Source organism: Kribbella sp. NPDC048915 (genome assembly GCF_040649595.1).
Classification (GTDB): Bacteria; Actinomycetota; Actinomycetes; order Propionibacteriales; family Kribbellaceae; genus Kribbella.
In genome coordinates, this window is record NZ_JBEZFT010000097.1 from 1 (window position 1) to 25,993 (window position 25,993).

Genomic DNA, 25,993 nt, shown 5'->3' on the forward strand with positions numbered 1-25,993 from the left:
TGACCTTCGACAAGCCAAGAATCCCCCACCAGACAGGCACTTCCGTGCGTTACGCGCCGAACACAACCCCAACCACGTGAAATCCCGAGGCTAGGGGGCTGGAGAGATGAGCTTTTCCGTGTCGTTCGATCCGGCCGTGCCGTCTGGTGCCGTGGCTCCCGCTTCAGCGAGTCTGGAGGCGGGTGACGGTTACGAAACCCTGGTCATGGAGGCGTGTAGCGCCCTCTCTGATGCTGGCGGCAGCAGGTTCCACATTGGCGGCTTCGGGAGTGATGAGTGGCCCTCGATGTCGCGTATGACTTGTCTGCCTTCATGGAGCAACTCCCGTCGCTTCTGGAGGGTGTGCGCGACCGTCGCGAAGTCGAGGTGGATCTCTACTCGCAGGGTGTCGAGAGGACTTTGACCTTCCGTCCAAGCGGGGATCTCGTGATGATTCACTGCGATTCACGGACCAATTGGGTTCCGAATCCAGAGCGCGAGACCATCGCGCAGAGTGGGCTGGTCGCGATGCTCTCGAAATTGGCCGAAGACTTCGCCGGAGGGTTGAAGGCGATCAATTCCGAACTGTCGGAGGTCCCACCATTCGATCGTTGGCTGGAGGGTGAGGTGTAGGCTCGCTGCCCGATCCCGCAACCCTCGCGCTGGATAGCAGCAGCAAAATCGAAGCCCCGTCAGGTGCGTCCTGGCGGGGCTTCTGCGGGTCTTGACGGCAGTAGTTACTGGCGCCGGTGATGGTGCTGGCCACGATCGGTGCGGGCTCGCTGGTGTTTCTTCCGAGCGTGATCGCGATCCTGATCGGCTCGACGTGCTTCGGGGTCGCGTTGGGTGCCGCGCAGAACCTGACGCTGGGGCTGATGTACAGCCGCGTCGACCGATCCCGCTACGGCCAGGTCAGCGCGCTGTGGAACCTCGCGTACGACGCCGGCTGGGGACTCGGCGCACTGATCTTCGGCGGGATCGTTGGCAGCACCGGGTACCCGATCGCGTTCGCCCTGACGGCCGCGGTCGTCGCGCTCACCGTCGTACCGGCCCTGAAGGCGTCGATCGGCGTACCGGTCGTCAAGCCAGCGATGCCGGCCGCGTGCGTTGCCTGATCGGATACCCGCCGAGCAGCCGCCGAGTCGTGGCGATTGGCTCCGACGGCCGTTCTCGAGTCGTGGATTTTGACTGCGGGGAATCGCCGAAATCCACGATTCGGCGAAGCGGGGACGGGCGGTAGGGGCGGGGGAGGGGGGAGTCAGAGTTTTCGGAGTCGGACCCAGCGGACGGCGTGGTCGGGGCCTTTGCGGAGGACCAGGGTGGCGCGGGAGCGGGTGGGGAGAATGTTCTCGCGCAGGTTCGGGCCGTTGATGCCGTCCCACAACGATTCGGCCTTCTTGATCGCTTCCTCGCGGCTCAGCTCGCCGTACCGGACGAAGTACGACTCCGGGTTGCGGAACGCCGTCTCCCACAGCTTGAGGAACCGGGCCACGTACCAGGACCGGATGTCGTCGGCCGCGGCGTCGACGTACACCGAGAAGTCGAAGAAGTCGCTGACCGCGAGGCCGCTCTTGCCGTCGGCGTGCCGGGGGGCCGGCTGCAGGACGTTCAGGCCCTCGAGCAGCAGGATGTCGGGCTGTTCGACGGTGGTCCGGACGCCGGCCATCCGGTCGTAGTGGAGGTGCGAGTACACCGGCGCCTCGACGGTGTCCATCCCGGACTTGACCTCGACCACGAACCGCAGCAGCGCCTTGCGGTCGTACGACTCCGGGAAACCCTTGCGCTGCATCAGGTTCCGGCGCTCGAGTTCGGCGTTCGGCCAGAGGAAACCGTCGGTGGTGACCAGCGCGACCCGCGGGTGCTCGGGCCAGCGGGCGAGCAGTTCGCGGAGCAGCCGGGCGGTGGTTGACTTGCCGACGGCAACCGATCCGCCGATGCCGATCACGAACGGCGTGCGGGTTGCGACCGGTTTGCCGAGGAAGTTCTCGGTGTCGGAGTGCAGCGCGCGGGCGTGCCGGACGTACAGCGAGAGCAGCCGCGACAGCGGCAGGTACACCTCGCGGACCTCGTCCATGTCGATCTCGTCCCCGAGACCGCGCAGGCGCTCGACCTCGTCCGCGGTCAGCGGCGAGATCGTGGTTTCGGCCAGTTGCGCCCAGGTGGCCCGGTCGAGCTCGGTGTAGGGAGTCACCTCCCGCGGGGGCTGCAGCATGTGGCCCATTCTTCCCACCGCCGCAGCATGCACCCACACCGGCTGAGCGTGGCCTTGGTCTCAACCGCTGCCTCGGCGGCCCGGCTACGGAAGGGTCTCGAAACTTTCGGTGACCGCTCGATGACCGCTCGATGTGTCAGGATCGACGCTCGATGACCGCCGATTCCGCCTGGCTGGGCCTGCAACGCCTGCCTGAGGTGACCGTCCACGCGTCCGGGGTGCTCGCGCAGACGATCCGCGCCGAGCTCCGGCAGATCCGACGGTTCCGGACCGACGTCCAGGTCGCCGTCTGCACCGTCGCCCGGGTTCGCGAGACGGCCCTGTGGCGCGAGGTCGAGGCCGCCCTGCCCGAGTACGGGCTCGGTGTCGAGGGGTTCGTGGTGGTGCGACGAGGCAACGATCTGGTCGTCGCGGCCGAGGGCGGGCACGGCCTGCTGTACGGGTACTTCTACCTGCTGCGGTACTTCGAGTGGATGACCGACGACTTCAGCGTCGTCGAGCGCCCCGCCGTACCGATCCGGATGCTGGACCACTGGGACGAACTGTCCGGCGAGGTACAGCGCGGATACTCCGGAAACTCGATCTTCTTCCGTGACGGCGAGGTGGTCGACGACCTGACCCGGGTGCGGTCGTACGCGCGACTGCTGGCGTCGGTCGGCATCAACGCCGTCGCGCTGGCCACCGCCGAGCTGCCGGACGTCGCGCGGCTGGCCGGCGTTTTCCGCGAGTACGGCATCGCGCTGAACCTCGCGGTCGACTTCGTGGACGACCCGCGTGACGAGCGGGTGGTGCGCTGGTGGGCGGCGACGATCGCCCGTGTGTACGACGTGGTGCCCGACCTCGGCGGTCTCGTCCTGCGCACTGCGCCCGATCCGGAAGCGGCGAACCTGCTCGCGCGGGCGGTGGCGCCGTACGGCGGAACGATTTTCTGGCGATGTTCCGGCGCGGATTTCCGGCAGGACTGGCGGGACCGGCGCACGGACCGCGCCCGGGCGGCGTACGACGCGGTTGTCCCGCTCGACGGCCGGTTCGAGGAGAACGTTGTCGTGCAGCTTCCGCACGGACCGCTGGAGTTCCAGGTCCGCGAGCCGGTCTCACCGCTGTTCGCGGAACTTCAGGAAACCGTTTTCGGGGTCGAGCTGCAGGTGACGCAGGAGTACTCCGGGCAGCAGCGTGACCTGTGCTACCTGGGTCCGTGGTGGCGGGAGATCCTGCAGTTCGACACCTCCGGCAGCAACGGCTACCAAGGCGCGACCGTTGCCGACCGCATCGGCGCGATCGTTGCCGACCGCATCGGCGCGATCGTTGCCGTGTCCAACATCGGCGACGACCCGAACTGGACCGGCCACAAGCTTGCCCAGAGCAATCTCTACGCGTTCGGCCGGCTGGCCTGGGATCCGGCCGTCGACCCGGTGAGCCTGCTGCACGAGTGGGCGGCCGCGACGTTCGCGATGGACGACCGGACCCGGGGCGAGTTGGTCGCGATCATGGCCGGCTCGTGGCACACCTACGAGCGGTACACCGCGCCGCTGGGCGTCGGCTACATGGTCACCCCGGGGTCGCACTACGGCCCGAGCGTCAACGGCTACGAGTTTTCCGACACCGGCCGGTACCACTTCGCGGACCGGTACGGCGTCGGCGTCGACCGAACCGTCAAGACCGGATCCGGCCTCACCGCGCAGTACCCGGAGCCGCTCGCGAGCCGGTACGAGGACCCGTACTCCTGCCCCGACGAACTGCTGCTGTTCTTTCATCACGTGCCCTACGACCACGTGTTGCAGAGCGGTGTCACGGTGCTGCAGCACATCTACGACACCCACTTCCAGGGGTACGCCGAGGTGGAGGCGATGGTCGAGCGCTGGCAGGCGATCGCCGACCGTTTCGAACCCGCCGTACGGCACAACGTGACCGCCCGCTTCGAGCAGCAACTGGCCAACGCGCGGGAGTGGCGGGACCAGGTGAACACGTTCTTCCACCGGCTCAGCGGGGTCGCGGACGCCCGGGGCAGGACGATCCACCGGTAGCCTGGATCGAAAGTTTCGGAACGGAGGCGTCGTGAACGAGCGGCCGACCATTGCGAAGATCGCCGAACAGGCCGGCGTGTCGGTGCCAACGGTCTCCAAGGTGCTGAACGGCCGCGCGGACGTGGCGGCCGCGACCCGGGCGCGGATCGAGAGCCTGATCCAGGAGCACGGGTACCGGCGGCGGAGCGCGAGTTCGCCGTCCGGTCCGATGATCGACCTGGTGTTCAACCAGCTCGGCGGCGAGTGGGCGATGGAACTGATCCGCGGCGTCGAGGAGGTCGTCCGGTCTGAAGGCGTCGAGCTGGTGCTGTCCGAGTGCGGCGGCGCGTTGCGGCCGCGGCAGCAGTGGATCGAGTCGGTGCTGAACCGGCGGCCGCTCGGCGTGATCATGGTGTTCTCCGACCTGGACGCCGACCAGCGCGCGCAGTTGGAGGCCCGGCGGATCCCGTTCGTGGTCGTCGACCCGGTCGGCGACGTCGGGGACGACGTACCGTCCATCGGCTCGGCGAACTGGAACGGCGGCCGGCTCGCGACCACCCACCTGCGCAGGCTCGGTCACACCCGGATCGGGATGATCGGCGGCCCGACCGACACCCTCTGCTCGCGGCAACGCGTCGACGGCTACACCGACGCGTTGCGCTCGACCGGCATCGAGGTCGATCCCGCGCTGATCCGCTGGGCCGACTTCGAGGTCGCCGGCGGCCATCGCGAGGCGCTCGCCCTGCTGCAGCTCGACGATCCGCCGACCGCGATCTTCGCGGGCAGCGACATGCAGGCGCTCGGGGTCTACCAGGCCGCCCGCGAACTCGGCCTCCATGTACCGCGGGACCTGTCGGTGGTCGGGTACGACGATCTGCCGATGGCGGACTGGGTGACGCCGCCGCTGACGACGGTGCACCAGCCGTTGCAGCAGATGGCGCAGCTGGCGACCCGGGTGGTGCTCGACCTGTCCCGCGGCCGGACGCCGGCCGCCCTGCGCCTCGACCTCGCCGTCGACATGCGCGTCCGCCACTCGACCGCCCCGCCCACGCCGAGCCCCAAGCGCTGAGTACCTAGCCGGGAGCGACGGCAGGTCGGCGGTTAGGCTGGCCCGCATGATCGTCGGCGTGGGTATCGATGTGGTCGACGTGGATCGGTTCATGCGCACGCTGGAGCGGACGCCGGGCTTGCGGGACCGGGTGTTCACGGCCGTGGAGGCGGTGAAGCCGCCGGCGTCGCTGGCGGCGCGGTTCGCGGCCAAGGAGGCACTGGCGAAGGCGCTCGGCGCGCCGGCCGGGATGCACTGGCACGACGCCGAGGTGCAGACCGACGAGACCGGGCGGCCGTGGCTCGAGATCACCGGTACGGTCGCGACCCAGGCTGCCAAACTCGGCGTCCAGAGTCTGCATCTGTCACTCAGTCATGACGCGGGCATCGCGTCCGCGGTCGTCATCCTGGAGGGCTGATCATGCGGTCCGCGCACACTGTCGAACAGGTCCGGGCCGCCGAGGCCGAGCTGATGGCGAAGCTGCCCGAGGGGACCCTCATGCAGCGCGCGGCCACCGGACTTGCGGTTGCCATCGGCAACTTCCTCGGCCGGACGTACGGCGCTCGCGTGGTGCTGCTGATCGGCTCCGGCGACAACGGCGGCGACGCCCTGTACGCCGGCGCGCAGCTGGCCCGCCGTGGCGCCCAGGTCTCCGCCGTGCTCCTGTCGGAGAAGGCGCATGCCCAAGGCCTCGCCGCCCTGAAGGCAGCCGGCGGCCGCGTCGGCACGATCGACGATCTCACCAACGCCGACGTCGTGGTGGACGGGATCGTCGGCATCGGCGGCCGGCCGGGACTTCGGCCCAACGCGCTTGAGGCGGTCCGAGCGGCTCAGCGGTTCGGCGTACCGATTGTCGCGGTCGACACGCCGTCCGGGGTCGACGTGGACACCGGTGCGACGCCCGAGCCGCATGTCGACGCGGCGCTCACCGTCACGTTCGGCACGCACAAGGTCTGTCACCTCATCGACCCCGCGGCCACGGCGTGCGGTCCGGTGCACCTCGTCGACATCGGCCTCGACCTCCCGGCCGCCGCGGTCCAGTCGCTGCAGGCAGCCGACGTACAGGCGCTGTATCCCGTCCCGCACGGCGAATCCGACAAGTATTCGCGCGGTGTGGTCGGGTTGATAGTCGGCTCGACGCAGTACCCGGGCGCCGCCGTCATCGCCACCTCCGGCGCGCTCGCCGGCCCGGTCGGCATGGTCCGGTACGTCGGCCCGGACGCGGTGGGTCGCGCGGTCCGCGAGGCCCATCCGGAGGTTGTCGGTGCCGGGCGCGTGCAGGCCTGGACGATCGGCTCCGGGCTCGGCGACGAACTCGACGTACCGCGGATCCGTGAACTGCTCGACGCCGACGAACCGGTTGTCCTGGACGCGGACGGTCTGAAGGCGCTCGACGACTCCGGTGACCACGTGAACGTGCTGATCACACCGCACGCCGGCGAACTCTCGCGGCTGCTCGGCGTCGACCGCGCGACCGTCGAGGCGGAGCGCCTGAAGCACGCCCGGCTGGCCGCGGAACGGTTCGATGTGACTGTCCTGCTCAAGGGTTCGACGACCGTGATCGCGAGCCCGGACGGCGAGACCCGCGTGAATCTGAATGCGACCGCCTGGCTGGCGACCGCCGGTGCCGGCGACGTCCTCGCCGGGCTTTGCGGATCGCTCCTCGCCGCCGGACTGACCCCGTTGGACGCGGCCGCGGTCGGTGCTTATCTGCACGGAGCCGCGGCCAACCTCGCCTCCGACGGCGGGCCGATCACCGCGATGGCCGTCGCCCGAGCCCTGCCCGAGGTCACCCGCCGCCTGCTGACCTGAACCGCCGTACGACGATGCTCGCGCGTGACGCGCTGTACGGCGACCGCGCACAGCGTCAGCGATTCGTGACGAAGTCCAGGCCGTTCCCGGCGGCCGACCGCAGCTTCAACGTCGTACCGTCGACCTCGTAGCTCAGCTCACCCTTCAGCAGCTTCACCACCGAGGCTTCCAGCGTCTGGGCGTCGCCGGTGCAGGCTCGGCGGGTGGTGGCCAGCTCGCCGAAGGTCAGCGATCCGGTGCCGCGGGCAACCTTCCCTTGGAACATGTTGCAGCCGGTCGACCCGGTCACGCGGTCGCCGTTCAGCGTCAGCCACACCTGGTCCGAGCCGGCGGAGTGCGACGCGGTCTCGCCGGTGATGACGGTGGACAATGTCCACTTCATCCCGTCCACGGCGACGTCCGGTTCGGCCGTTTCCCGGTCCAGCAGCGAGATCGTCGTACTCTCGGTGGTCAGCTCGAGCTTGTCGCCGCCGAGCTTCCAGGCCGGCTTCGCGGCGAGCACACTGCCCAGCCAGGCGCTCTGCTCGTCGATCGCCTTCGGGCAGCCGATGGTCGTCATCATGATCTCGCCGTCGAGCTTCAAACGGCCGTTGTCCGTCGAGACCTTGGTCTGCGAGGTGTTGCAGCCGGCGTCCCACGACAGCCGGCCGTCGTCGGTGAACCGCAACTGGATCCGGGTCCCCTTGAGCAGCGGCCGAGGCTGACCCTTCTCGGTGATCGTTGCGGACAGGAACGTTCGGCCGGCCAACGATCCGCCGCCGGCGGCGCCGGCTTCGTTGCCGCACGCGGCGACCGCGAGCAGAGCGGTCGCGACAAGTGAGATCATCCGTTTGTTCACACCCTCAGGACGCGCTGAGCGACCGGTCCGTTGCAGGTGAAACCCCGGTAAATTCAGGAATCGGGGTTGACATACCTTGGTCACGGTTCGATAACGTCGGGCGCCGTACGCGAGAGCGCGTTCTTCCTGGGGATCAAACCGAACACGGATGGTCGGCCGGTAGCACTGGGGCAACACCGGCGGCCGTGACAACAGACAGGAATGTTTCGCATGCCCCCCTCCCGAACTTCCACGAGCCGCCGGCTCCTCCCGGCCGCCCTCGTCGCCGTGGGCGCGCTGGCCGTGGCTCCGATCGTCGTCCATGCGAGCAAGGACTCGCCGGTCGCGACCGCGAACGCCGCGGACAGCACCGCGACCGCGCTGCCCAGCGTCGGCCGCGTCGAGACCTGTGTCGTGGACGCCTACTCCGGCTGTACGGTCCGGCACGGCTTCGGCCAGAAACCGGCCGCGATCACTGCGACGGCCTCCGGGCCGGCGCTGCTGTCGATCGACCCGCAGCGGACCACCGACGAGAGCTACCGGCTCCGTGCGCTGCGGTACGACGGCAACCGGTACCGCGCCGGTACCAAGCTGACCTACACGGTCCACTACGACTTCGCCCAGGTCGCAGGTCAGCCGACCACGCCGGCGCCGTCCGCCTCGACTGCTCCGACGAAGCCCCCGACGTCGAGCACGCCGAGCGCCAGCCCGACGAAGACGACCACGAGCAGCGCCCCCACCAGCACCGCCCCCACGAAGCCGCCCACGTCGACCCCGACGTCCACGGCTTCCACTCCGGCCACGACGACACCCACGTCGACCGGTAGCCCGAGTCAGACCTGCACCAACCCGACGTGGACCACGTCGTCGTCGAACAACCAGGGCGAGGGCCGGACGTTCGGTGCGTACTACGTCCACAACAACATGTGGAACAACCACAACGGGACGTACGCGCTGAGCGCCTGCAACTACAACAACTGGTACGTCGACGTCACGCAGCCGCTGCCCGGTGACAAGGGCGTCCAGGCGTACCCGAACGTCCACAAGGACTACAACGACGTACCGCTGACCAAGATTCAGTCGGCGAAGTTCGCGGCCAGTACGCCCGCCAACTGCTCGGCCTGCATCTACAACGTCGCCTTCGACGTCTGGATCGGAGACGGCCTCAACAACGAGCTGATGATCTGGACCGACAACAAGAACCAGGTCCCGGCCGGACGCAAGGTCGGTACCGTCACCTTCGGCGGGTTCACCTACGACGTGTGGCACCAGAACGGTTACACCGCCTACGTCTCCCAGGTGACGCAGAAGTCCGGCACGATGCCGCTGGCCAGCTTCTTCGCCGACATGGTCCAGCGCGGCTGGGCGCCCAAGGCGACCACCTGGCAGGTCGACTACGGTGTCGAGGTCGTCTCGACCGGCGGCACCAAGCAGCGGTTCAACTTCACCGACTTCTCCATTCAGGAGAACTGACCCGGCAGACCCGCTCTCGCGTCGCGGCGGGGGACGTCCACCCCAGGACGTCCCCCGCCGTGCTGCGTTCCGCCGCCGCGCCCGCGCCGTGCTGCGTTCCGCGGACGCGCCCGCGCCGTGCTGCGTTCTGCGGACGCGCCCCCGCCGTACTTGACCTCACCCAGCTGCGTGGGACCTTGAACAACGCGCGGTGGGTTTGCACCTGGTATTGCCTGTTCAAGGTCACCGCCGCGTGGGCCTGGTACCGCTTTGTTGTCCACGGTTGGGTGCCGTGGCGCGCTCGCGGTGCCATCTCCGCTGGGGTGGGTGACACGGGATGGGTTTACCCACGGTGTTGTGGGTTCCTGACCGTTCGTACGGGTTGGGAACCCACAACGTGGTGGGTAAACCCATCGTGTGTCGCGGGCGTGGCCGGGGTGGGGCTGGGCTGTGGTGGGGCGGGTGCGGCTGGGCGAGGTCCGGCTCGGGCTGGGGTGTGGGTCCGGCTCGGGCTGGGGTGTGGGCAGGGTGTGGGTCCGGCTCGGGCTGGGGGCGGGCTGGGGTGGGGCCGGGGCTAGGGGAGGTCGGCGCTTAGGGTGCTGGGTGTGATCGGACTGGTGATCTTCGACAACGATGGTGTGTTGGTGGACTCCGAGCGGCTGGCCAACACGATTTTGGCGGAGTTGCTCACCGAGGCGGGGTTGCCGTACACGTTCGAGGAAGCGGTCCGGGACTTCATGGGCGGCTCGATGGCTTCGATGCGGCAGCGGGCGGAGACGCGGCTCGGGCGGCCGTTGCCGGCGGATCTCGAGGACCGGTACCACCAGCGGCTGTTCGACGGGTTCGCGCACCTGCAGGCGGTCGAGGGGGTCGAGGCGGTGCTCGACCACCTGGACGAGCGCGGCGTGCCGTACTGCCTGGCGTCGTCGGGTACCCACCGCAGGATCGGTACGGCGCTGACCGCGGTCGGGTTCCGGCACCGGTTCGAAGGGCGGATCTTCAGCGCCGAGGACGTGGCGCACGGCAAGCCCGCCCCGGATCTGTTCCTGCATGCGGCCGCGTCGATCGGGGTGAAACCGGTCGATTGCCTGGTGATCGAGGACAGCCCGCTCGGGGTCGCCGCCGCGGTCGCCGCCGGGATGAAGGTCTTTGGGTACGCCGGCATGACCGACCCCGCCAAACTCTCCGACGCCAACACGGTGTTCGACAGCATGAGCGCCCTGCCGCCACTGATCGACGCGGCCTGAGCCACGGGCCAGGTCGGTCCCACACCTGTTGCGCGGCACTCGGCACGGCACCTCGCCGTACTGGCGGAAAGGCCCCGATGAAACCACACCGAGGTTTCCCTCCAGCGCGGCCGATGCGCCGCGCCGAGCACCTGCTCGCTACGGCGTGGGGCCGGGCAACATACCCTGGAGGCACCATGTCTACTGCTGAGTCACGCCCGGTTCGCGCCGAGGCGGTGGTCGATCTGGCCGCGATCCGTCACAACGTGGCGACGTTGCGCGCCCGTGCCGCGGGTGCGCAGCTGATGGCTGTGGTCAAGGCGGACGGATACGGGCACGGGATGGTGCCGGTCGCCCGCGCCGCACGGGAGGCCGGCGCGGACTGGATCGGTGCCGCGGTGCTCGAGGAGGCGCTGGGGTTGCGCGCGGCCGGGGACACCGGGCCGATCTTCTGCTGGCTGACCACGCCCGGCGAGCCGCTGGCCGACGCGATCGAGGCCGGGATCGACCTGTCCGCGAGCGCGCCCTGGGAGATCGACGAGCTCGTCGCCGGTGTCCGGGACCGTCCGGCGCGGGTGCACCTGAAGATCGACACCGGGCTGTCGCGCGGCGGCGCGGTGCCGGAGGAGTGGCCCGCGCTGCTCCGGGCCGCGCTCCGCGAGCAGGTGGCCGGCCGGATCGAGATCAAGGGCATCTGGTCGCACCTGGCGTCCTCGGACGAGCCGAAGAGCCCGGCCAACGAGGCCCAGCTGGCGACCTTCACCGAGGCTGTCGAGGTGGCCGAGTCGTTCGGGATCGACGCCGAGTTCAAGCACCTGGCGAACTCCGGCGGCACGCTCGCGCTGCCCGAGACCCATTTCAACCTGGTCCGCCCGGGCGTCGCGACGTACGGCCTGTCGCCCTTCGGTCATGCCATGCCGTCGCCGGAGCTCGGACTGCGGCCGGCGATGACGTTGCGCGCGCGGCTGGCGATGGTGAAGCGCGTACCCGCCGGGGCGGGCGTCTCGTACGGGCTGACGTGGACCGCGCCGCGGCCGTCGACGCTCGGTCTGGTCCCGCTCGGGTACGGCGACGGACTGCCGCGGCACGCGTCGAACGGCGGACCGGTCCAGGTGCACGGACGGCGACGGGCGATCGTCGGACGGATCTGCATGGACCAGTGCGTGGTCGACCTCGCCGACGACGAGGCCGCGCCGGGCGACGAGGTGGTGCTGTTCGGGCCGGGGACGTCGGGCGAGCCGACCGCGGACGACTGGGCCGACGCGGCCGGGACCATCAACTACGAGATCGTCACCCGGATCGGCGCCCGCGTCCCCCGCCGGTACGTCGACAGCGCCCGGGAGACCGCACCGGAAACACCGGAAACCGCACCGGAAACCGCGCCGGAAAGACCGGAAACCGCACCCGAAACTGCATCGCAGGCCGGCCAGGCAGCGGTCGAGAGGTAGACCGGGGATGTCCAAAGCAGGTCGGACCGCCGGTCTGATCGGGGCCGCGGTCGGTGTCCTGGCGGCCGGTGCCGCAGCCGGAGTCGCGTTCGAACGCCAGGTGATCGGGCGGCGCTCGGGGCAGCGCAAGCAGCTCGAGGCAGAGCCGTTCGGGTCGCTGCGCGGGACGCCGTACATCTTCACCGCCGACGACGGCGTCGAGCTGTACGTCGAGGTCGACGAGCTGAAGCGGTCGCGCCGGCAGCCGCCGCCACGGCGGCTCGGTCGCAGGACACCGCCGCCGCTCGAGGACCTGACCGTGATCTTCGCGCACGGCTACGGCCTCAACCTGGACGCCTGGCACTTCGAGCGTCGCGATCTGGCCGGTATCGGCACGATGGTGTTCTACGACCAGCGTTCGCACGGCCGGTCGGGCCGGTCGGCCAGGGAGAACATCAGCATCGACCAGCTCGGCAAGGACCTGTACGGGATTCTCGAACGATTCGCGCCGACCGGGCCGGTGATCCTGATCGGCCACTCGATGGGCGGGATGACGATCATGGCGCTCGCCGAGCAGCATCCCGAGCTGTTCGGCGACCGGGTGATCGGCGTCGGCCTGTGCTCGACCAGCGCCGGCGGGCTGGACCGGGTCCCGATCGTGTTCCCGGGCAAGGTCGGCATGCTCGCGCGGGCCCTCGCGACGCCGACCGTCGCCGCGCTGGCGCGGATCCCGGACGTGGTCGAGCGCAGCCGCAAGGCCGGCACCGACCTGAGCTACCTGTTGACCAGGAAGTACTCGTTCGGCTCCGAGGTGCCGCCGGCGTTCACGGAGTTCGTGAACGAGATGATCGCGGCCACACCGATCGAGGTGATCGCGGAGTTCTATCCGATCTTCGCGCTGCACGACAAGTACGAGGCGCTGGAGCCGTTGCAGAAGGTCGAGTGCGTGGTGATCGGTGGCGACAAGGACCATCTGACGCCGTTCGACCACGCCGAGGAGATCGTCCGGCGGGTGCCTGGTGCGGAGCTGGTCGAGGTGAAGAACTGCGGTCACCTGGGCCTGATCGAGCACCACCGCGAGTTCACCGCGGCGCTGCTTGGGATGATCGAGCGAGCCGAGCAATCGTTGGGGGGTGCCGGATGACCGACCTGCACGTCGTCGACGCCACGGCCGATCATGTGGACGACATCGTCTCCGTGATCCATCACGCGTTCGCCGCCCGCCGGGTCCTCGACCCGCCGTCGACGGCCCTGTCGGAGAACGCGACCACGGTGGCGGCGGCGATCGCGGAGCACGGCGGCCTGCTCGTGCTCGGTGACGGCGTACCGCTCGGGGCGTTGCTGTTCGAGCAGTCCGGTGACGTCCTCAACCTGCGCCGCGTCTCGGTCGACCCGCGGTACCAGGCACGCGGTGTCGCCTCGGCGATGGTCGGCTGCGCGGAGCAGGTCGCCGTACGGCGGGGGCTCAACCGGGTGAACCTGATCGCGCGGGTGGAGCTGCCGGACACCGTGGAGTTCTGGCGGCGCCGTGGGTACTCGCTGGTCGATCAGCAGGCGCACAACCTGCTGCTGGCGAAAGCCATGCCGGTCGAGCTGACGGTGCCGACGGCCGAGGACATGCAGGCGATCGGCGAGGAGCTGGCCGGGCAGCTGCGGGCAGGCGACGTCCTGGTGCTGTCGGGCGATCTGGGTGCGGGGAAGACGACGTTCACCCAGGGCCTCGGTGTCGGCCTGAAGGTGCGTGGTGCGATCACGTCGCCGACGTTCGTGATCTCGCGGGTGCATCCGTCGCTGGTCGACGGGCCCGCTCTGGTGCACGTGGATGCGTACCGGCTCGGCGGGTTCGCCGAGCTCGACGACCTGGATCTGGACGCGAGCCTCGACGAGGCAGTGACGGTGGTGGAGTGGGGGCACGGGCTGGCCGAGGGGCTGGCGCCTGATCGCCTGGACGTCGTGGTGACGCGCGGCGACGACGACACCGACGAGACACGCGCGCTGCGGATCACCCCGGTCGGTCCGCGCTGGGCCGCGTCCGGCATCCGGGTGTCCGCACGGGAGACGAACTGACATGCTGCTTGCCTTCGACACCTCGAGCGCCGCGGTCACGGTCGCGCTGGCGACGCCAGCCGGCGAGATTGTCGCCTCGTCGACCGCCGTGGACGCGCTCCGGCACGGTGAGCTGCTCGCTCCCGCGATCGCGTCGGCGTTGGAATCCGCGGGTGTCGCGCCGGGGGACCTGACCGGTATCGCGGTCGGTGTCGGTCCGGGCCCGTTCACCGGGCTGCGGGTCGGCCTGGTCACCGCGCGGACGATGGGTGCGGTGCTCGGTCTCGAGGTCGCCGGTGTCTGCAGCCTCGACATCCTCGCGCGGCAGTCGTCGCTGACCCTGCCGGTCGCGGTCGCCACGGACGCGCGCCGCAAGGAGATTTACTGGGCGCTGTACGACGGCCCGGCCGCGGACGGGAGCCGCCGGAGGCTCGAGGGTCCTGCGGTCGACAAGCCCGCCGACGTCGCCCACGTGCTGTCCGGGTTGCCGGTGATCGGTCGCGGTGCGGTGATGTACGCCGACGCGCTCGGTGTCGCCGTACCGGATCCGGCCGTGGAGTATCCGTCGGCCGAGGTGCTGGCGACCGGCGTCGCGACCGGGACGCTGGTGACCGTCGCGCCCGAGCCGATGTATCTGCGCCGGCCGGACGTGACCATGTCCAGCGGGCCGAAGAGCGTGCTGTGAGACCGGCCATCCGGGCGGCCCGCGCGGACGATCTGCCTGAACTGGTCGCGCTGGACGAGCTGTGTTTCGGCGCGGATGCCTGGAGTGCCGGCGTGTGGGACGAGGAGTTCGGCCGGCTGACCGAGGACCGGATGATCCTGGTCGCGGACGAGGGCAAGGTCGTCGGGTACGTCGTCCTGCTGATGCCGCCGGTCGCGGAGGACGTGGTCGAGGTGCTGCGGATCGCGGTCGCCCCGGCGGAACGCCGGACCGGGATCGGCGGCCAACTGATGACGACGGCGCTGAGCCGGTGCGCGGGCCGGACGGTGCTCCTGGAGGTTGCTTCGGGCAACGAGTCGGCGCGGGCGCTGTACGCCGGGTTCGGGTTCGAGGAGATCAGCCGGCGGCGCGGGTACTACGCCGGCGGTGCGGATGCGGTGATCATGCGATGGCGGGAGGAAGCGTGAGTCAGGAGCCCCTGATCCTGGGGATCGAGACGTCCTGCGACGAGACCGGGGTCGGGATCGTGCGCGGGCAGACGCTGCTCGCCGACGCGGTGGCGTCGAGTGTGGCGGAGCACGCCCGGTTCGGCGGTGTCGTCCCCGAGGTGGCCAGTCGCGCGCACCTGGAGGCGATGGTGCCGACGATTCGGCGGGCCTGTGAGACTGCCGGGATCGCACCGTCCGACATCGACGCGGTCGCGGTCACCAGCGGGCCCGGCCTGGCCGGTGCGCTGCTCGTCGGTGTTGCCGCGGCCAAGGGCCTGGCGTTGTCGCTCGGCAAGCCGATCTACGGCGTGAACCACCTCGCGGCCCATGTCGCGGTGGACACGCTGGAGCACGGCGATCTGCCGAAGGGCTGTGTCGCGATGCTGGTGTCCGGCGGGCACTCGTCGCTGCTCGCGGTCGAGGACATCACCGACGGCGTCGTACCGATGGGCAGCACGATCGACGACGCGGCCGGCGAGGCGTTCGACAAGGTCGCGCGCGTGCTCGGGCTGCCGTTCCCGGGCGGGCCGCACATCGACAAGGCGGCGCGCGACGGCGACCGTTTGTACGTGACCTTCCCGCGCGGGCTGACGTCGCAGCGCGACCTCGAGCGGCACCGGTTCGACTTCTCGTTCTCGGGATTGAAGACCGCGGTCGCCCGCTGGGTCGAGGCGCGCCGGCGCGACGGCGAGGACGTCCCGGTGAACCACGTCGCGGCGGCCTTCCAGGAGGCGGTCTGCGACGTCCTGACCCGCAAGGCGATCGACGCCTGCAAGGACCGCGGCTTCGAGCATCTGCTGATCGGCGGCGGCGTCGCGGCGAACTCGCGGCTGCGGGCGATGGCCGAGGAGCGCGCCGCCGCGGCCGGGATCGCGGTCCGGGTGCCGCGGCCGGGGCTGTGCACCGACAACGGCGCGATGGTCGCTGCGCTCGGCTCGGAGCTGGTGCGCGCCGGGAGGCAGCCGTCACCGCTCGATCTGCCCGCCGACTCGTCGATGCCGGTGACCGAGGTGCTCAACCGATGAGGTGGGCCGGGCCGGACGGTTTCGAGGCCGACGACGACGCCGGTCGCATCGACGCTGCCGTGGTGCACGGGTTCCTGCGGACGTCGTACTGGGCCAAGGGTGTCCCGCGTGAGGTGGTCGAGCGGGCGATCGCCGGCTCGCTGAACCTCGGCGGGTACGACGCCACCGGCGCGATGGTCGCGTACGCGCGGATGGTGACCGACCGCGCGACGTTCGCGTGGCTGGCCGATGTGTTCGTCCTGGAGTCGCACCGCGGGCACGGACTGGGACGGTTCGTGGTGTCGACGCTGCTCGCGCACCCGGATCTCAAGGGGTTGCGGCAGATCCTGCTGGCGACGGCAGATGCCCATGAGCTGTACCGCTCGTACGGCTTCACCGAGACGCCGCCGGGGTTGATGATGGCGATCCGCACGCCGTCGGCCGAGCTGTACGCGCAGCCGTGAGCGCTCCGGGCGTCGACCTCGTTCGGCACCCGTCCGGTGCCTCTGAGCTGGTCCTGCTCGCGCACGGCGGGCAGGAACATTCCGATGCCGACCCGCATGTGTGGCGGCCGGCCTTGTTGCGGATGTGGCCGTTCGCCCGGGTTGCGCGGTCGGCGGCGCCTTCGGCCGCGGTCGGCTTCCTGCGGTATCGCGCCCGGGGCTGGAACGGCGGCGCGGCGGCCGACGATCTGCTGGCCGTCCTGAACGACCTCCCGGCCGCGTTCTCGCGGGTCGTGCTGATCGGGCACTCGATGGGTGGGCGGGTCGTGGTCGCGGCCGGCGAACATCCGCGTGTTGCGGGCGTGCTCGGGCTGGCGCCGTGGCTGCCGCGGGGCGAACCGCTGATGCGGCTGCGGCCGCCGGTGACCTTCGCGCACGGGACCGACGACCGGCTCACCGATCCGGCGACGACCTTGGCGTACGCCGAGCGGCTGCGCGCGGCGGGGACGCCCGTGACGACGTACCTGCTGGCGAACGAGGGGCACACCATGCTGCGCCGCGCGGCCGACTGGAATCGGGTCGTCGCGGACTTCGTCGCGCGCACCGAGATCGAGCCCGGCGGTAGCCATCAGCTCCCGCCGGCAGAGCGCGACTCGACGGCCGCCGCCGTCACCGAGATCGCGCTGGCTCGCCTCCGCCTGCCGATCCGCGAACGCCTCCGGGTGACCAGTTAGTGCAGCCAGTTAGTGCTGTCAGTTAGTGCGGCCGGTTAGTGCGGCCGGTTAGTGGCGGGCCTCCGGGGAGTGCGGCAGCAGGCGCAGCACCTCGCCCACCGGCAGGTCCCCGGAGACCCGCACGCGAGTTCGATCATATGTTCGAATGTGGCGGGAGTGCAAGTCCCTGTGGTTGATGCACGGTCTGGTCTGGATTCGTTGGTCGTAGGCGGTGATGGAGCCGAGGATGCTCGGGCGTGTGGCGCGTGTCAGGTCGACAGGACGTCTCCCGTGCCATGGGCCACAGCCGAGCGTGAATCAGACACCGAACACACCCGCCCCGCACCACACGACCTGTCGAGAGTGCACACCTTTGGGCCGTGCATCAATCATCTAGGCGGTGACCCGGTCGAGGAAGGTGAACAGGGTCTGTTTCGTGGTGGCGGCGTCGGTGCCTTCGAGGAGCTCGATGCCGTGGGCGGCCGAGCCGGGGACAACGACCAGTTTCTTGTCCTTCGCGGGGACCGCGGCGAAGTCCTTACGCACCTCGGCGACCGGCACGCTGTCGCTCTCGCCGGCCAGGTACAGCGCCGGCACCCGGAGCTTCGCGGCCAGCGGAGTGGTCGGCAGGCGGTGTTCAACGTCGTACCAGGATGCGCAGCTCAGCACCGCGACACCTGAGACCGCGGGCGTGATCGTCGAGCCGCCGATCATCGAGACGCAGCCGCCGACCGAACCGCCGACCAGCGCGACCTTGGTGGCGCCGGCGGACCGGACCTGGTCCACGACGGCCTGCAGTTCCTTGATGCGGTTCAATCCGGTGAGCGTGCCGTACTCCCACAGGGCGACGCGGTAGCCGCGGGCGACCAGCTCGGTCGCGACCTCGGCCCAGTCGCACGCAGATCCGCCCCACTCGTAGGACACGACGACGGCGCGCGCGGCGTCACCCAGCAGTACGCCGTTGACCGCGGTGCTGCCCGCGACCGGTGCGGCGAACGGTTGCGCGTCGGGGGCCGGGCATCCGGCCAGCACGCCCTCGGGCGTCGCCGATGAGCTCGGTGCCGATGAGCTCGGTGCCGGTGAGCTGGGGGCCGGTGAGCTTGGGTCCGGCGCGGCGGAATCGGCCGCTGATCCGCAGCCGGCCAGACCGAGCGTGAGGGCGAGGAAGACAACGGCGGATCGACCGACGTCCGGCATGGCCACCTCCTGGGCGAGAGGACAGTTATACCGGTCTCTCGGGGGCGCTGCCGGGGGTGACGCGGCGGCACGCGTAGGCGACTGCGTCGCGATCGATGCGCGTGATGATCAGCGTTGCCGATCCGGACCCCTTCGGGGCGAGCTTCTTGCGCAGCTGGGCCGGGTCGAGGTCGACGCCGCGCTTCTTGATCTCGAGGGTGCCGAGGCCGTGCGCGCGCACCCAGGCGCGGAGCGCTTTCTCCTTGTACGGCAGCTCTTCCAGCACCTCGTACGCCGATGCCAGCGGAGTCGGGACGTACTTCGCTGCGCTGAGATAAGCGATGCGTGAATCCAGCAGCCACCCGTTGACCGCGGCAGCGACCGCAGTGACCAATCCGGCTCGGACGACGGCGCCGTCCGGCTCGTAGATGTACTGCCCGATCGGGCGCACGTCGGCGTCCGGTGCGTCCGACACGGTGGCCCCACTCGGCAGCAGGGTGGCGCGGCGCGGCGTACCGCCGTACAGCTCGCCCGACCACAGCGCGGCCTCCTTGACCTCGCCGGAGTCGCTGATCCACTCCGCCTCGACGCCGTCGGGGATCGCAGCGTGCGGGATGCCGGGCGCCACCTTGACGCACGCCGTCCGCTCGAGGAGCGAGGTGACGAACGACCAGGGCGGCGAGTAGGCGTTGTGGTCGAAGACGCGCCGTCCGTCCGCCCGCCGGGCCGGGTCGGCGAAGACCAGGTCGTACGGCGTGAGGTCGGTGGCCTCCGCATCGCCGACGAGCACCTCGCCCGGCAACTCGAACGCTGCCAGGTTCGCGCGGGCGACGGCAGCGGTCTCGGGATCCCGCTCGATGCCGGTCACCTGCAGCCCCGCACGCGCCATCGTGATCAGGTCGCCGCCGATGCCGCATCCGAGGTCCACGACGGTCCGGATCCGGGTCGCTGCGATGCGTGCGGCGCGGTGCGTGCTCACCGTGGTCCGGGTGGCCTGCTCGAGGCCGTCGGGGGTGAAGTACATCCGCTCCGCGTCCGCGCCGAACTTGGCGACGGCCCGGTGGCGCAGCGCGGCCTGGGTGACCGCAGTCGTGACGAGCGTGGCGTCGTACTGGCGCCGGAGCTTCTGGACGAGCTGGAGCTCCTGGTGGGGGCGGTAGCCGGCGCAGGCGGCCGCGAGGACCTCGGCGCCCGGTCCGTCGAGCAACGCCGTGACTGTCACCCGGCAAGCCTAGAGGTGGCCGCTGCGCGAGCGGTGCGCGGGAATTCGTCTGGCACTCGAGTTGACCGAGTGCTAATCGCGGCCTAGATTCGGTGTTGGCACTCTCTGCCTGAGGGTGCCAGCGGTCCGGCCTCTGACTCCCGCGACGGCAGGGGAGCGCGACCACATGTCACAGACAAGCGAAATCGACCGTGGAGGTCAGCAAGTGTCGGTCACGATCAAGCCGCTCGAGGACCGCGTCCTCGTCGCGCCGCTCGAAGCCGAGCAGACCACGAAGTCCGGTCTGGTGATCCCGGACACCGCCAAGGAGAAGCCGCAGGAGGGCGAGATTCTCGCCGTCGGCCCGGGCCGGATCGACGACAACGGCAACCGGGTCCCGCTCGACGTCGCCGTCGGCGACAAGGTCATCTACTCCAAGTACGGCGGCACCGAGGTCAAGTACGACGGCCAGGACTACCTGATCCTGGGCGCCCGCGACATCCTCGCAGTCGTCAGCAAGTGACGATCGCTCGCTGTTCCTGACTGACACCGCCCTGGTGCCGGACGCCGGCGCCGGGGCGGAGTCGGTACCGGCCCGGACGGCCACGACCGGATCGCCGGCACAGTGCGGACACAGTGTGGACACTGCGCAGACACTGCGCGGACACAGCGAGCCCGGAACCTGCTGTCACAGCAGTGAAATCAGAGAGGGACTGGATTTTTCATGCCGAAGATCCTCGAGTTCGACGAGGACGCGCGGCGCGCGCTGGAGCGCGGCGTCGACAAGCTCGCGAACACGGTGAAGGTGACGCTGGGGCCGAAGGGCCGCTACGTCGTCCTGGACAAGAAGTGGGGCGCCCCGACCATCACCAACGACGGTGTCACCGTCGCGCGTGAGGTCGAGTTGGACGACCCGTTCGAGAACCTTGGTGCGCAGCTGACCAAGGAGGTCGCCACCAAGACCAACGACATCGCCGGTGACGGCACCACCACCGCGACGGTGCTGGCGCAGGCGCTGGTGCACGAGGGCCTGCGGGCGGTCGCCGCCGGCGCCAACCCGATGGGCCTCAAGCGCGGTATCGAGGCGGCCGTCGAGGCCGTGTCGGCCAAGCTGGTGGAGACCGCGAAGCCGGTCGACGACAAGGGCGACATGGCCCACGTCGCGACCATCTCCGCGCGCGACGCCGAGATCGGCGCGCTGATCGCGGACGCCTTCGACAAGGTCGGCAAGGACGGTGTGATCACCGTCGAGGAGTCGAACACCTTCGGGACCGAGCTCGAGTTCACCGAGGGCATGCAGTTCGACAAGGGCTACATCTCGCCGTACTTCATCACCGACGCCGAGGCCGGCGAAGCGGTGCTGGAGGACCCGTACATCCTGATCCACCAGGGCAAGATCTCCGCGATCGCGGACCTGCTGCCGCTGCTGGAGAAGGTCGTGCAGTCCGGCAAGAGCCTGCTGATCATCGCCGAGGACGTCGAGGCCGAGGCGCTGTCCACCCTGGTGGTGAACAAGATCCGCGGCAACTTCACCTCGGTGTCGGTCAAGGCGCCGGGCTTCGGTGACCGCCGCAAGGCGATGCTGGAGGACCTGGCCGCGCTGACCGGCGCGCAGGTCGTCGCCCCCGAGGTCGGGCTGAAGCTCGACCAGGTCGGTCTCGAGGTGCTCGGTTCGGCTCGCCGGATCGTCGTCACCAAGGACAACACGACCGTCGTCGAGGGCGCCGGCAAGGCCGAGGACATCGAGGCGCGGGTCGCCCAGATCAAGGCCGAGATCGAGCGCACCGACTCCGACTGGGACCGCGAGAAGCTGCAGGAGCGGCTGGCCAAGCTGGCCGGCGGCGTCTGCGTGATCAAGGTCGGCGCGGCCACCGAGGTCGAGCTGAAGGAGAAGAAGCACCGGATCGAGGACGCCGTCTCCGCGACGCGCGCCGCGATCGAGGAGGGCATCGTGGCCGGCGGCGGTTCCGCGCTGGTGCACGCCTCCACCGTGCTGGACAAGGAGCTCGAGCTCGCCGGCGACGAGGCGACCGGTGTCCGGATCGTCCGCAAGGCGGTCGTCGAGCCGCTGCGCTGGATCGCCGAGAACGGCGGCTACGAGGGGTACGTCGTGACCTCGAAGGTTGCCGAGATGGAGACCGGCAGCGGCTTCAACGCGGCCACCGGTGAGTACGGCGACCTGCTCGCGCAGGGCGTCCTGGACCCGGTCAAGGTGACCCGGTCCGCGCTCGCCAACGCCGGCTCGATCGCCGCGCTGCTGCTGACGACCGAGACCCTGGTCGTCGACAAGCCCGAGGAAGAGGAGCCCGCCGCGGCCGGTCACGGCCACGGTCACGGCCACTGACCTCAGGTGGTTCGGTAGTCCGGCAGTACCGCAGTACCGCAGTACAGCAGTACAGCAGTACAGCAACAGCACACAGCATCACCAGCATCACCAGCATCGACAGCACCGCCCGGCAGCCCAGCTGCCGGGCGGTGCTGTTGCTCGGGGTGCCGATCGGATCTGATGTGATGGCCGGATGCGGATGCGGATGCGGATCCGGGAGCGGGACGACGGCGACCTCGACAGCTGCGTCGGGGTGCTGCGCGCGGTGCACGAGCGGGCGGGGTACCCGATCAACTGGCCGGCGGATCCATGCGGCTGGCTGACACCGCCTGGCCGGCTGGGCTGCTGGGTCGCTGTGAGCGACGGCCAGGTCGTCGGGCACGTGGTCCTGACTGCCACGGCAGAGGGAGTCGAGGTCGAGCGGTTGTTCGTCGACCCGGGAGCGACCCGGCAGGGGATCGGCAGGCGGCTGCTCGACCATTGCGTACGCGCGGCCGCGGAACTCGGGCTGCCGCTCGCGCTCGAGGTCGCCGACAACGGCGGTGCGGCGGTCGAGCTGTACCGGCGGGCCGGCTGGTCCGAAGTCGGCCGGACGCCGATCGACTGGGGCCGGGACCGGGCCGCCGAGCTGATCCGGTTCGCCGCGCCGGGCGACACCGAACGGCGTGGCGCGGGCAGTTGAGCTCTCGGACCGGCCGGGACGGGACCTTTGGCCCTGGCGGTGGCGGGGCGGCGATCTGGTGAACCCACGGGTAGTGACAGATTGTGACAAAATTCCGGGCTTGACCACTAATTGCCACTAGGCAAGGAGAGTTGAGCGCCGTACCATCTTTCAGGCTGACCGGTCCGAACACGAGGGGGCGAGGGGTGACAGAGGTCCGAGTGCCTGACACCCACGACCGGGTCGAGCTCAGGGATCTTGCCGCGCTGGCCGGCGACGGGGACCGCACAGCTCTCAACGACCTGCTCACCAGGGTGCGCGCTGTGGCGCACCGTTACGTACGGTCCCGGTTGTGGACCTATCCCGGCGGCGCCGACATGGTCGACGACGTAGCGCAAGAAGTGTGTGTCGCGGTCTTCGGCGCGTTGTCGCGCTACCGCGACGAGGGGAGGCCTTTCGAGGCTTTCGTCTACGGCATCGCGGCCCGCAAGGTCGCCGATGCCCAGCGTGCGTTCGCGGTGGCCGACGTCTCGACGCCGGACCTGCCGGACGGCGCGGACGAGTCACCGACGCCGGAGGAGCGTGCGGTTCGGCATTCCGAGATCCAGCACATCATGGGTCTGCTGGACAAGCTGCCGGACAAACTGCGCGAGATCTTGCGCCTCCGGGTCGTTGCGGGGTTGTCAGCCGAGGAGACCGGCCGGGCACTGGGGATGACACCGGGGGCGGTGAGGGTCGCACAGCATCGGGCGTTGAACACGCTCAGGGGGTTCGTGGGGCATGAGACACAGCTGGAACGAGGACGAGCAGGGGAGGGGCATCATGGCTGACCGTTTCGACCTGGACGCGATCGAGGCCGATGACGCACTGCTCGATCTGCTGGCTGCCGGTGGGGAGTCCGCCCGGGCGGCGGGCGAGCACGACCCGGCCGCCCAACTGCTGGCCGATCTGCGGCTTGCGGTGGAGGTCGAGGACGAGCTCCCGGTGGAGACCATCGACGATCCGGAGGGCTTCCTGGCGCGCTGCGCCGCGCTGAACCCGATGACCGACCCGTTCGCGCGCAAGATGGCGACTCGGGGCCTGGCCGTCGGGGTCGCCGCGGTGGCCGCGCTCTCGGTCTCCGGCGTGGCCGCGGCCGTCACCGGCGATCCGCTGTCGCCGTACGAGAAGGTCATCGAGAAGATGGTCGACGCGGTCCGCCCGCAGACCAGCTTCCCGAAGGACGACCTGGAAGGGCTGCCGGTCTCCGACCGCAGCAAGATCGTCAAGGTCGGCAAGGACTTCAAGGCGAAGGCCTCGGCCCAGCACGCCCAGGACAAGGACAGCTCCGCCGCTCAGGACAACGAGCAGGCTCAGGCGATCGAGGCGAAGCCGAACGCGCTGGAGCCGACCGACGGCCGGCCGATCGCGGAGCGGGAGCTGCCGTACGTTCCGGTCGACGACGAGCTGAAGCCGCAGGTCCCGGCCAAGCCGACCACCGAGGTCACGGCGACTCCGGGTGACACCGACGCCGGGCAGACCGACGGCGAGCAGGGCGGCGGTTCCGGACAGGACGACACCGGTCAGACGACCGAGCCGTCGGACACCACGACGGACCAGCCAACCGATACGCCGACGGACACACCGACCGACCCGCCGTCGACGCCGACGGAGGAGCCGACCGACACCCCGACGGACCCGCCGTCCACGCCGACCGACAGCACCACGACCCCGCCTGCCAACGGCGAGACGGGTGACAACACCGGCGACACCGGGACCGGTGACACCGGTTCGGGCGACACGAGTACGGGCGACAACACGGCGGGCAGCGACTCGGCCGGGACGCCCGGCGAGGGCTCCGGCGACGGCCAGCCTGGCGACGGGCAGACCGGTGACGGGCAGCCTGGTGACGGGCAGGCCGGTGACGGGCAGGCCGGTGACGGGCAGCCTGGTGACGGGCAGGCCGGTGACGGGCAGGCCGGTGACGGGCAGACCGGCGATCAGGAGACGAAGCCCGGCGACGGCACGACGACGCCGGTTCCGGACGACTCGGGCAGCACCACGACCCCCGACGACCAGACCGGTAGCGGAGACGCGGCCGACGAGACCGAGCCGAGCAGTCCGGTCACGCAGGTCCCGGATCCGGTCAAGGAGCTGACGGACCTGGTCGGGACGGTCGTGAACAGCGTCCTGCCGACCCCGAGCGGTGAGCAGGCCACCAACGCGGACGCGCGGAAGTACTTCCGCACCCCGCAGGCCAAGTCCACCAAGACGGCCAAGTCCACCAAGGCGACCAAGACCACCAAGGCGACCAAGACCACCAAGGCGACCAAGACCGGCAAGGCAACCACCAAGGCCACCAAGGCGGTCACGAAGGCGGCGACGCCGAAGCACTCGAGCGGGAAGGTCAGCACCGGTTCGGTCCGTAAGGTCTACCCGACCGGCAAGCATTCCAGCGGTCAGTACGCCGAGGGCAAGCACGCCGCCATCGAGCGGACCCACGGCTCGACGGCCGACGAGAGCCTGCTGCAGATCCTCGACGTGGTCAACAAGCCGACCCGATAACCGGCTCTTGTGACCGATCCGTGGGTGGATCTGGTTGACCGAGTCGGCGCGCGCTGGACGCCGCGGGCGTTCCCGCGCGGTGGGTTCACCCACGGTGTTGTGGGTTCCTGACCCGTGTGAAGGGTGCGGAACCCACAACACGGTAGGTAAACCCACCGTGCGGCGGTAATCCGGACGGCCTAAGACCACACCACACCACCACGGCGCCATGGCACGGCGCCACGGCACGGCGCCACGGCACGGCGCCACGGCACGGGACGGGACGGCGGCACGGCGCCACGGCACGGCTCCACGGCACGGCACCACGGGACGGGACGGCGGCACGGCGCCACGGCACGGCACCACGGCATCGCGCCGCATCGGCATCGCGCCGCATCGTCACCGCGAGCCGAACACCGCCGATCTGGTCACCTGCCCAGATCACCGCTTGCTGGACCACCCGCCGGCTGTTCTGCGGCACGGCGTACGAGTGGTTGACCCCGTGTGTTGGGGGTTCTTCGCTCGCACACCAACGAAGAACCTCCAACACGCGGGGTCAACCCATGCCGTCCGGCTGCTACCGCTACCACGCCGGCCGCTGCAGTTGGCGCCACTTCGCCGACCTCACACCAACCCTGCACTGCCTGCACTTCCTGCACTGCCTGGCCCCGAAAATCCTCCTAGTACTACAGCCGGACTTCGTGTTCTCCGGCCGGAGCGGTCTTCGTTATGTGCCTGTCTTGGCGGATTTGGGGAGGATTTCTGGCCGATC

25 protein-coding genes are annotated in these 25,993 nt (G+C 70.0%); 21 read left to right on the plus strand and 4 right to left on the minus strand.

What is annotated here, in order from left to right; translation table 11 throughout:
- The first annotated feature begins 276 nt into the window (after positions 1–276).
- Both AB0B82_RS31365 and AB0B82_RS31370 read left to right on the plus strand, forming a co-directional pair.
- Positions 277–612, plus strand: a complete 336-nt coding sequence (locus tag AB0B82_RS31365; RefSeq protein WP_360176744.1) for a hypothetical protein — start codon at positions 277–279, stop codon at positions 610–612.
- A gap of 116 nt (positions 613–728) precedes the next feature.
- Complete coding sequence (locus AB0B82_RS31370; protein WP_360176747.1) at positions 729–1,094, plus strand: hypothetical protein; 366 nt, start codon at positions 729–731, stop codon at positions 1,092–1,094.
- Between the two features lie 143 nt (positions 1,095–1,237).
- Here AB0B82_RS31370 and coaA read toward each other — a convergent pair whose 3' ends face one another.
- Positions 1,238–2,191: a type I pantothenate kinase gene (gene coaA, locus AB0B82_RS31375; protein WP_360176750.1), complete on the minus strand. Its 954-nt coding sequence runs from the start codon at positions 2,189–2,191 to the stop codon at positions 1,238–1,240.
- A 152-nt stretch (positions 2,192–2,343) separates the two neighbouring features.
- Between coaA and AB0B82_RS31380 the strand changes: the two genes are divergently transcribed.
- Genes AB0B82_RS31380 through AB0B82_RS31395 form a run of 4 tightly spaced genes read left to right on the plus strand, consistent with a single transcriptional unit; the run spans position 2,344 to position 7,054 of the window.
- On the plus strand, positions 2,344–4,215 hold the full coding sequence (locus AB0B82_RS31380) for an alpha-glucuronidase (protein WP_360176753.1): 1,872 nt from the start codon (positions 2,344–2,346) through the stop codon (positions 4,213–4,215).
- Between the two features lie 31 nt (positions 4,216–4,246).
- Positions 4,247–5,263, plus strand: a complete 1,017-nt coding sequence (locus tag AB0B82_RS31385) for a LacI family DNA-binding transcriptional regulator (RefSeq protein WP_360176756.1) — start codon at positions 4,247–4,249, stop codon at positions 5,261–5,263.
- Between the two features lie 46 nt (positions 5,264–5,309).
- Positions 5,310–5,660: a holo-ACP synthase gene (locus AB0B82_RS31390; RefSeq protein ID WP_360176759.1), complete on the plus strand. Its 351-nt coding sequence runs from the start codon at positions 5,310–5,312 to the stop codon at positions 5,658–5,660.
- A 2-nt stretch (positions 5,661–5,662) separates the two neighbouring features.
- Entirely contained in the window at positions 5,663–7,054 is a 1,392-nt protein-coding gene (locus tag AB0B82_RS31395; RefSeq protein ID WP_360176762.1) for an NAD(P)H-hydrate dehydratase, read from the plus strand.
- A 55-nt stretch (positions 7,055–7,109) separates the two neighbouring features.
- On the opposite strand, the gene AB0B82_RS31400 is transcribed toward AB0B82_RS31395, so the two are convergent.
- On the minus strand, positions 7,110–7,880 hold the full coding sequence (locus tag AB0B82_RS31400) for an META domain-containing protein (RefSeq protein ID WP_360176764.1): 771 nt from the start codon (positions 7,878–7,880) through the stop codon (positions 7,110–7,112).
- A gap of 222 nt (positions 7,881–8,102) precedes the next feature.
- Between AB0B82_RS31400 and AB0B82_RS31405 the strand changes: the two genes are divergently transcribed.
- The 10 genes from AB0B82_RS31405 (at position 8,103) to AB0B82_RS31450 (ending at position 17,355) form a co-directional block, all read left to right on the plus strand.
- Positions 8,103–9,344 carry a hypothetical protein gene (locus tag AB0B82_RS31405; RefSeq protein ID WP_360176767.1) on the plus strand — a complete coding sequence of 414 codons (1,242 nt, stop codon included), beginning with the start codon at positions 8,103–8,105 and terminating at the stop codon, positions 9,342–9,344.
- 584 nt (positions 9,345–9,928) lie between these two features.
- Positions 9,929–10,570: an HAD family phosphatase gene (locus AB0B82_RS31410; RefSeq protein WP_360176770.1), complete on the plus strand. Its 642-nt coding sequence runs from the start codon at positions 9,929–9,931 to the stop codon at positions 10,568–10,570.
- Between the two features lie 176 nt (positions 10,571–10,746).
- Positions 10,747–11,997, plus strand: coding sequence for an alanine racemase (gene alr, locus AB0B82_RS31415; protein ID WP_360176773.1), 1,251 nt, complete (start codon positions 10,747–10,749; stop codon positions 11,995–11,997).
- 7 nt (positions 11,998–12,004) lie between these two features.
- Positions 12,005–13,120: an alpha/beta hydrolase gene (locus tag AB0B82_RS31420; protein ID WP_360176776.1), complete on the plus strand. Its 1,116-nt coding sequence runs from the start codon at positions 12,005–12,007 to the stop codon at positions 13,118–13,120.
- Positions 13,117–14,043: a tRNA (adenosine(37)-N6)-threonylcarbamoyltransferase complex ATPase subunit type 1 TsaE gene (tsaE, locus tag AB0B82_RS31425; protein ID WP_360176779.1), complete on the plus strand. Its 927-nt coding sequence runs from the start codon at positions 13,117–13,119 to the stop codon at positions 14,041–14,043. Before AB0B82_RS31420 ends, tsaE begins: the two co-directional genes overlap by 4 nt.
- Before the next feature lies 1 nt (position 14,044).
- Positions 14,045–14,707: a tRNA (adenosine(37)-N6)-threonylcarbamoyltransferase complex dimerization subunit type 1 TsaB gene (tsaB, locus tag AB0B82_RS31430; RefSeq protein WP_360176781.1), complete on the plus strand. Its 663-nt coding sequence runs from the start codon at positions 14,045–14,047 to the stop codon at positions 14,705–14,707.
- Complete coding sequence (locus AB0B82_RS31435; RefSeq protein WP_360176784.1) at positions 14,704–15,153, plus strand: GNAT family N-acetyltransferase; 450 nt, start codon at positions 14,704–14,706, stop codon at positions 15,151–15,153. The genes tsaB and AB0B82_RS31435 overlap by 4 nt, the downstream gene beginning before the upstream one ends.
- Entirely contained in the window at positions 15,135–16,199 is a 1,065-nt protein-coding gene (tsaD, locus tag AB0B82_RS31440) for a tRNA (adenosine(37)-N6)-threonylcarbamoyltransferase complex transferase subunit TsaD (RefSeq protein ID WP_360176787.1), read from the plus strand. The genes AB0B82_RS31435 and tsaD overlap by 19 nt, the downstream gene beginning before the upstream one ends.
- A complete protein-coding gene (locus tag AB0B82_RS31445; protein WP_360176790.1) occupies positions 16,196–16,642 on the plus strand; it encodes a GNAT family N-acetyltransferase in 447 nt (148 codons plus the stop codon). Before tsaD ends, AB0B82_RS31445 begins: the two co-directional genes overlap by 4 nt.
- Positions 16,639–17,355 (plus strand): alpha/beta hydrolase, encoded by a 717-nt coding sequence (locus tag AB0B82_RS31450; RefSeq protein ID WP_360176793.1) that lies wholly within the window; start codon positions 16,639–16,641, stop codon positions 17,353–17,355. Before AB0B82_RS31445 ends, AB0B82_RS31450 begins: the two co-directional genes overlap by 4 nt.
- 372 nt (positions 17,356–17,727) lie before the next feature.
- On the opposite strand, the gene AB0B82_RS31455 is transcribed toward AB0B82_RS31450, so the two are convergent.
- Both AB0B82_RS31455 and AB0B82_RS31460 read right to left on the minus strand, forming a co-directional pair.
- Positions 17,728–18,531, minus strand: coding sequence for a hypothetical protein (locus AB0B82_RS31455; RefSeq protein ID WP_360176796.1), 804 nt, complete (start codon positions 18,529–18,531; stop codon positions 17,728–17,730).
- A gap of 25 nt (positions 18,532–18,556) precedes the next feature.
- Positions 18,557–19,732 (minus strand): class I SAM-dependent methyltransferase, encoded by a 1,176-nt coding sequence (locus AB0B82_RS31460; protein ID WP_360176799.1) that lies wholly within the window; start codon positions 19,730–19,732, stop codon positions 18,557–18,559.
- Between the two features lie 205 nt (positions 19,733–19,937).
- On the opposite strand from AB0B82_RS31460, the gene groES reads away from it, so the two are divergent.
- From groES to AB0B82_RS31485, 5 genes are all read left to right on the plus strand, one after another.
- Positions 19,938–20,234: a co-chaperone GroES gene (gene groES, locus AB0B82_RS31465; protein ID WP_130384566.1), complete on the plus strand. Its 297-nt coding sequence runs from the start codon at positions 19,938–19,940 to the stop codon at positions 20,232–20,234.
- Between the two features lie 201 nt (positions 20,235–20,435).
- On the plus strand, positions 20,436–22,055 hold the full coding sequence (gene groL / locus AB0B82_RS31470) for a chaperonin GroEL (protein ID WP_360176802.1): 1,620 nt from the start codon (positions 20,436–20,438) through the stop codon (positions 22,053–22,055).
- A 175-nt stretch (positions 22,056–22,230) separates the two neighbouring features.
- On the plus strand, positions 22,231–22,719 hold the full coding sequence (locus tag AB0B82_RS31475) for a GNAT family N-acetyltransferase (protein ID WP_360176805.1): 489 nt from the start codon (positions 22,231–22,233) through the stop codon (positions 22,717–22,719).
- A 200-nt stretch (positions 22,720–22,919) separates the two neighbouring features.
- Positions 22,920–23,528: an RNA polymerase sigma factor ShbA gene (shbA, locus tag AB0B82_RS31480; protein ID WP_360176808.1), complete on the plus strand. Its 609-nt coding sequence runs from the start codon at positions 22,920–22,922 to the stop codon at positions 23,526–23,528.
- Positions 23,521–25,242, plus strand: a complete 1,722-nt coding sequence (locus tag AB0B82_RS31485) for a hypothetical protein (protein ID WP_360176810.1) — start codon at positions 23,521–23,523, stop codon at positions 25,240–25,242. Before shbA ends, AB0B82_RS31485 begins: the two co-directional genes overlap by 8 nt.
- Positions 25,243–25,993 lie beyond the last annotated feature (751 nt).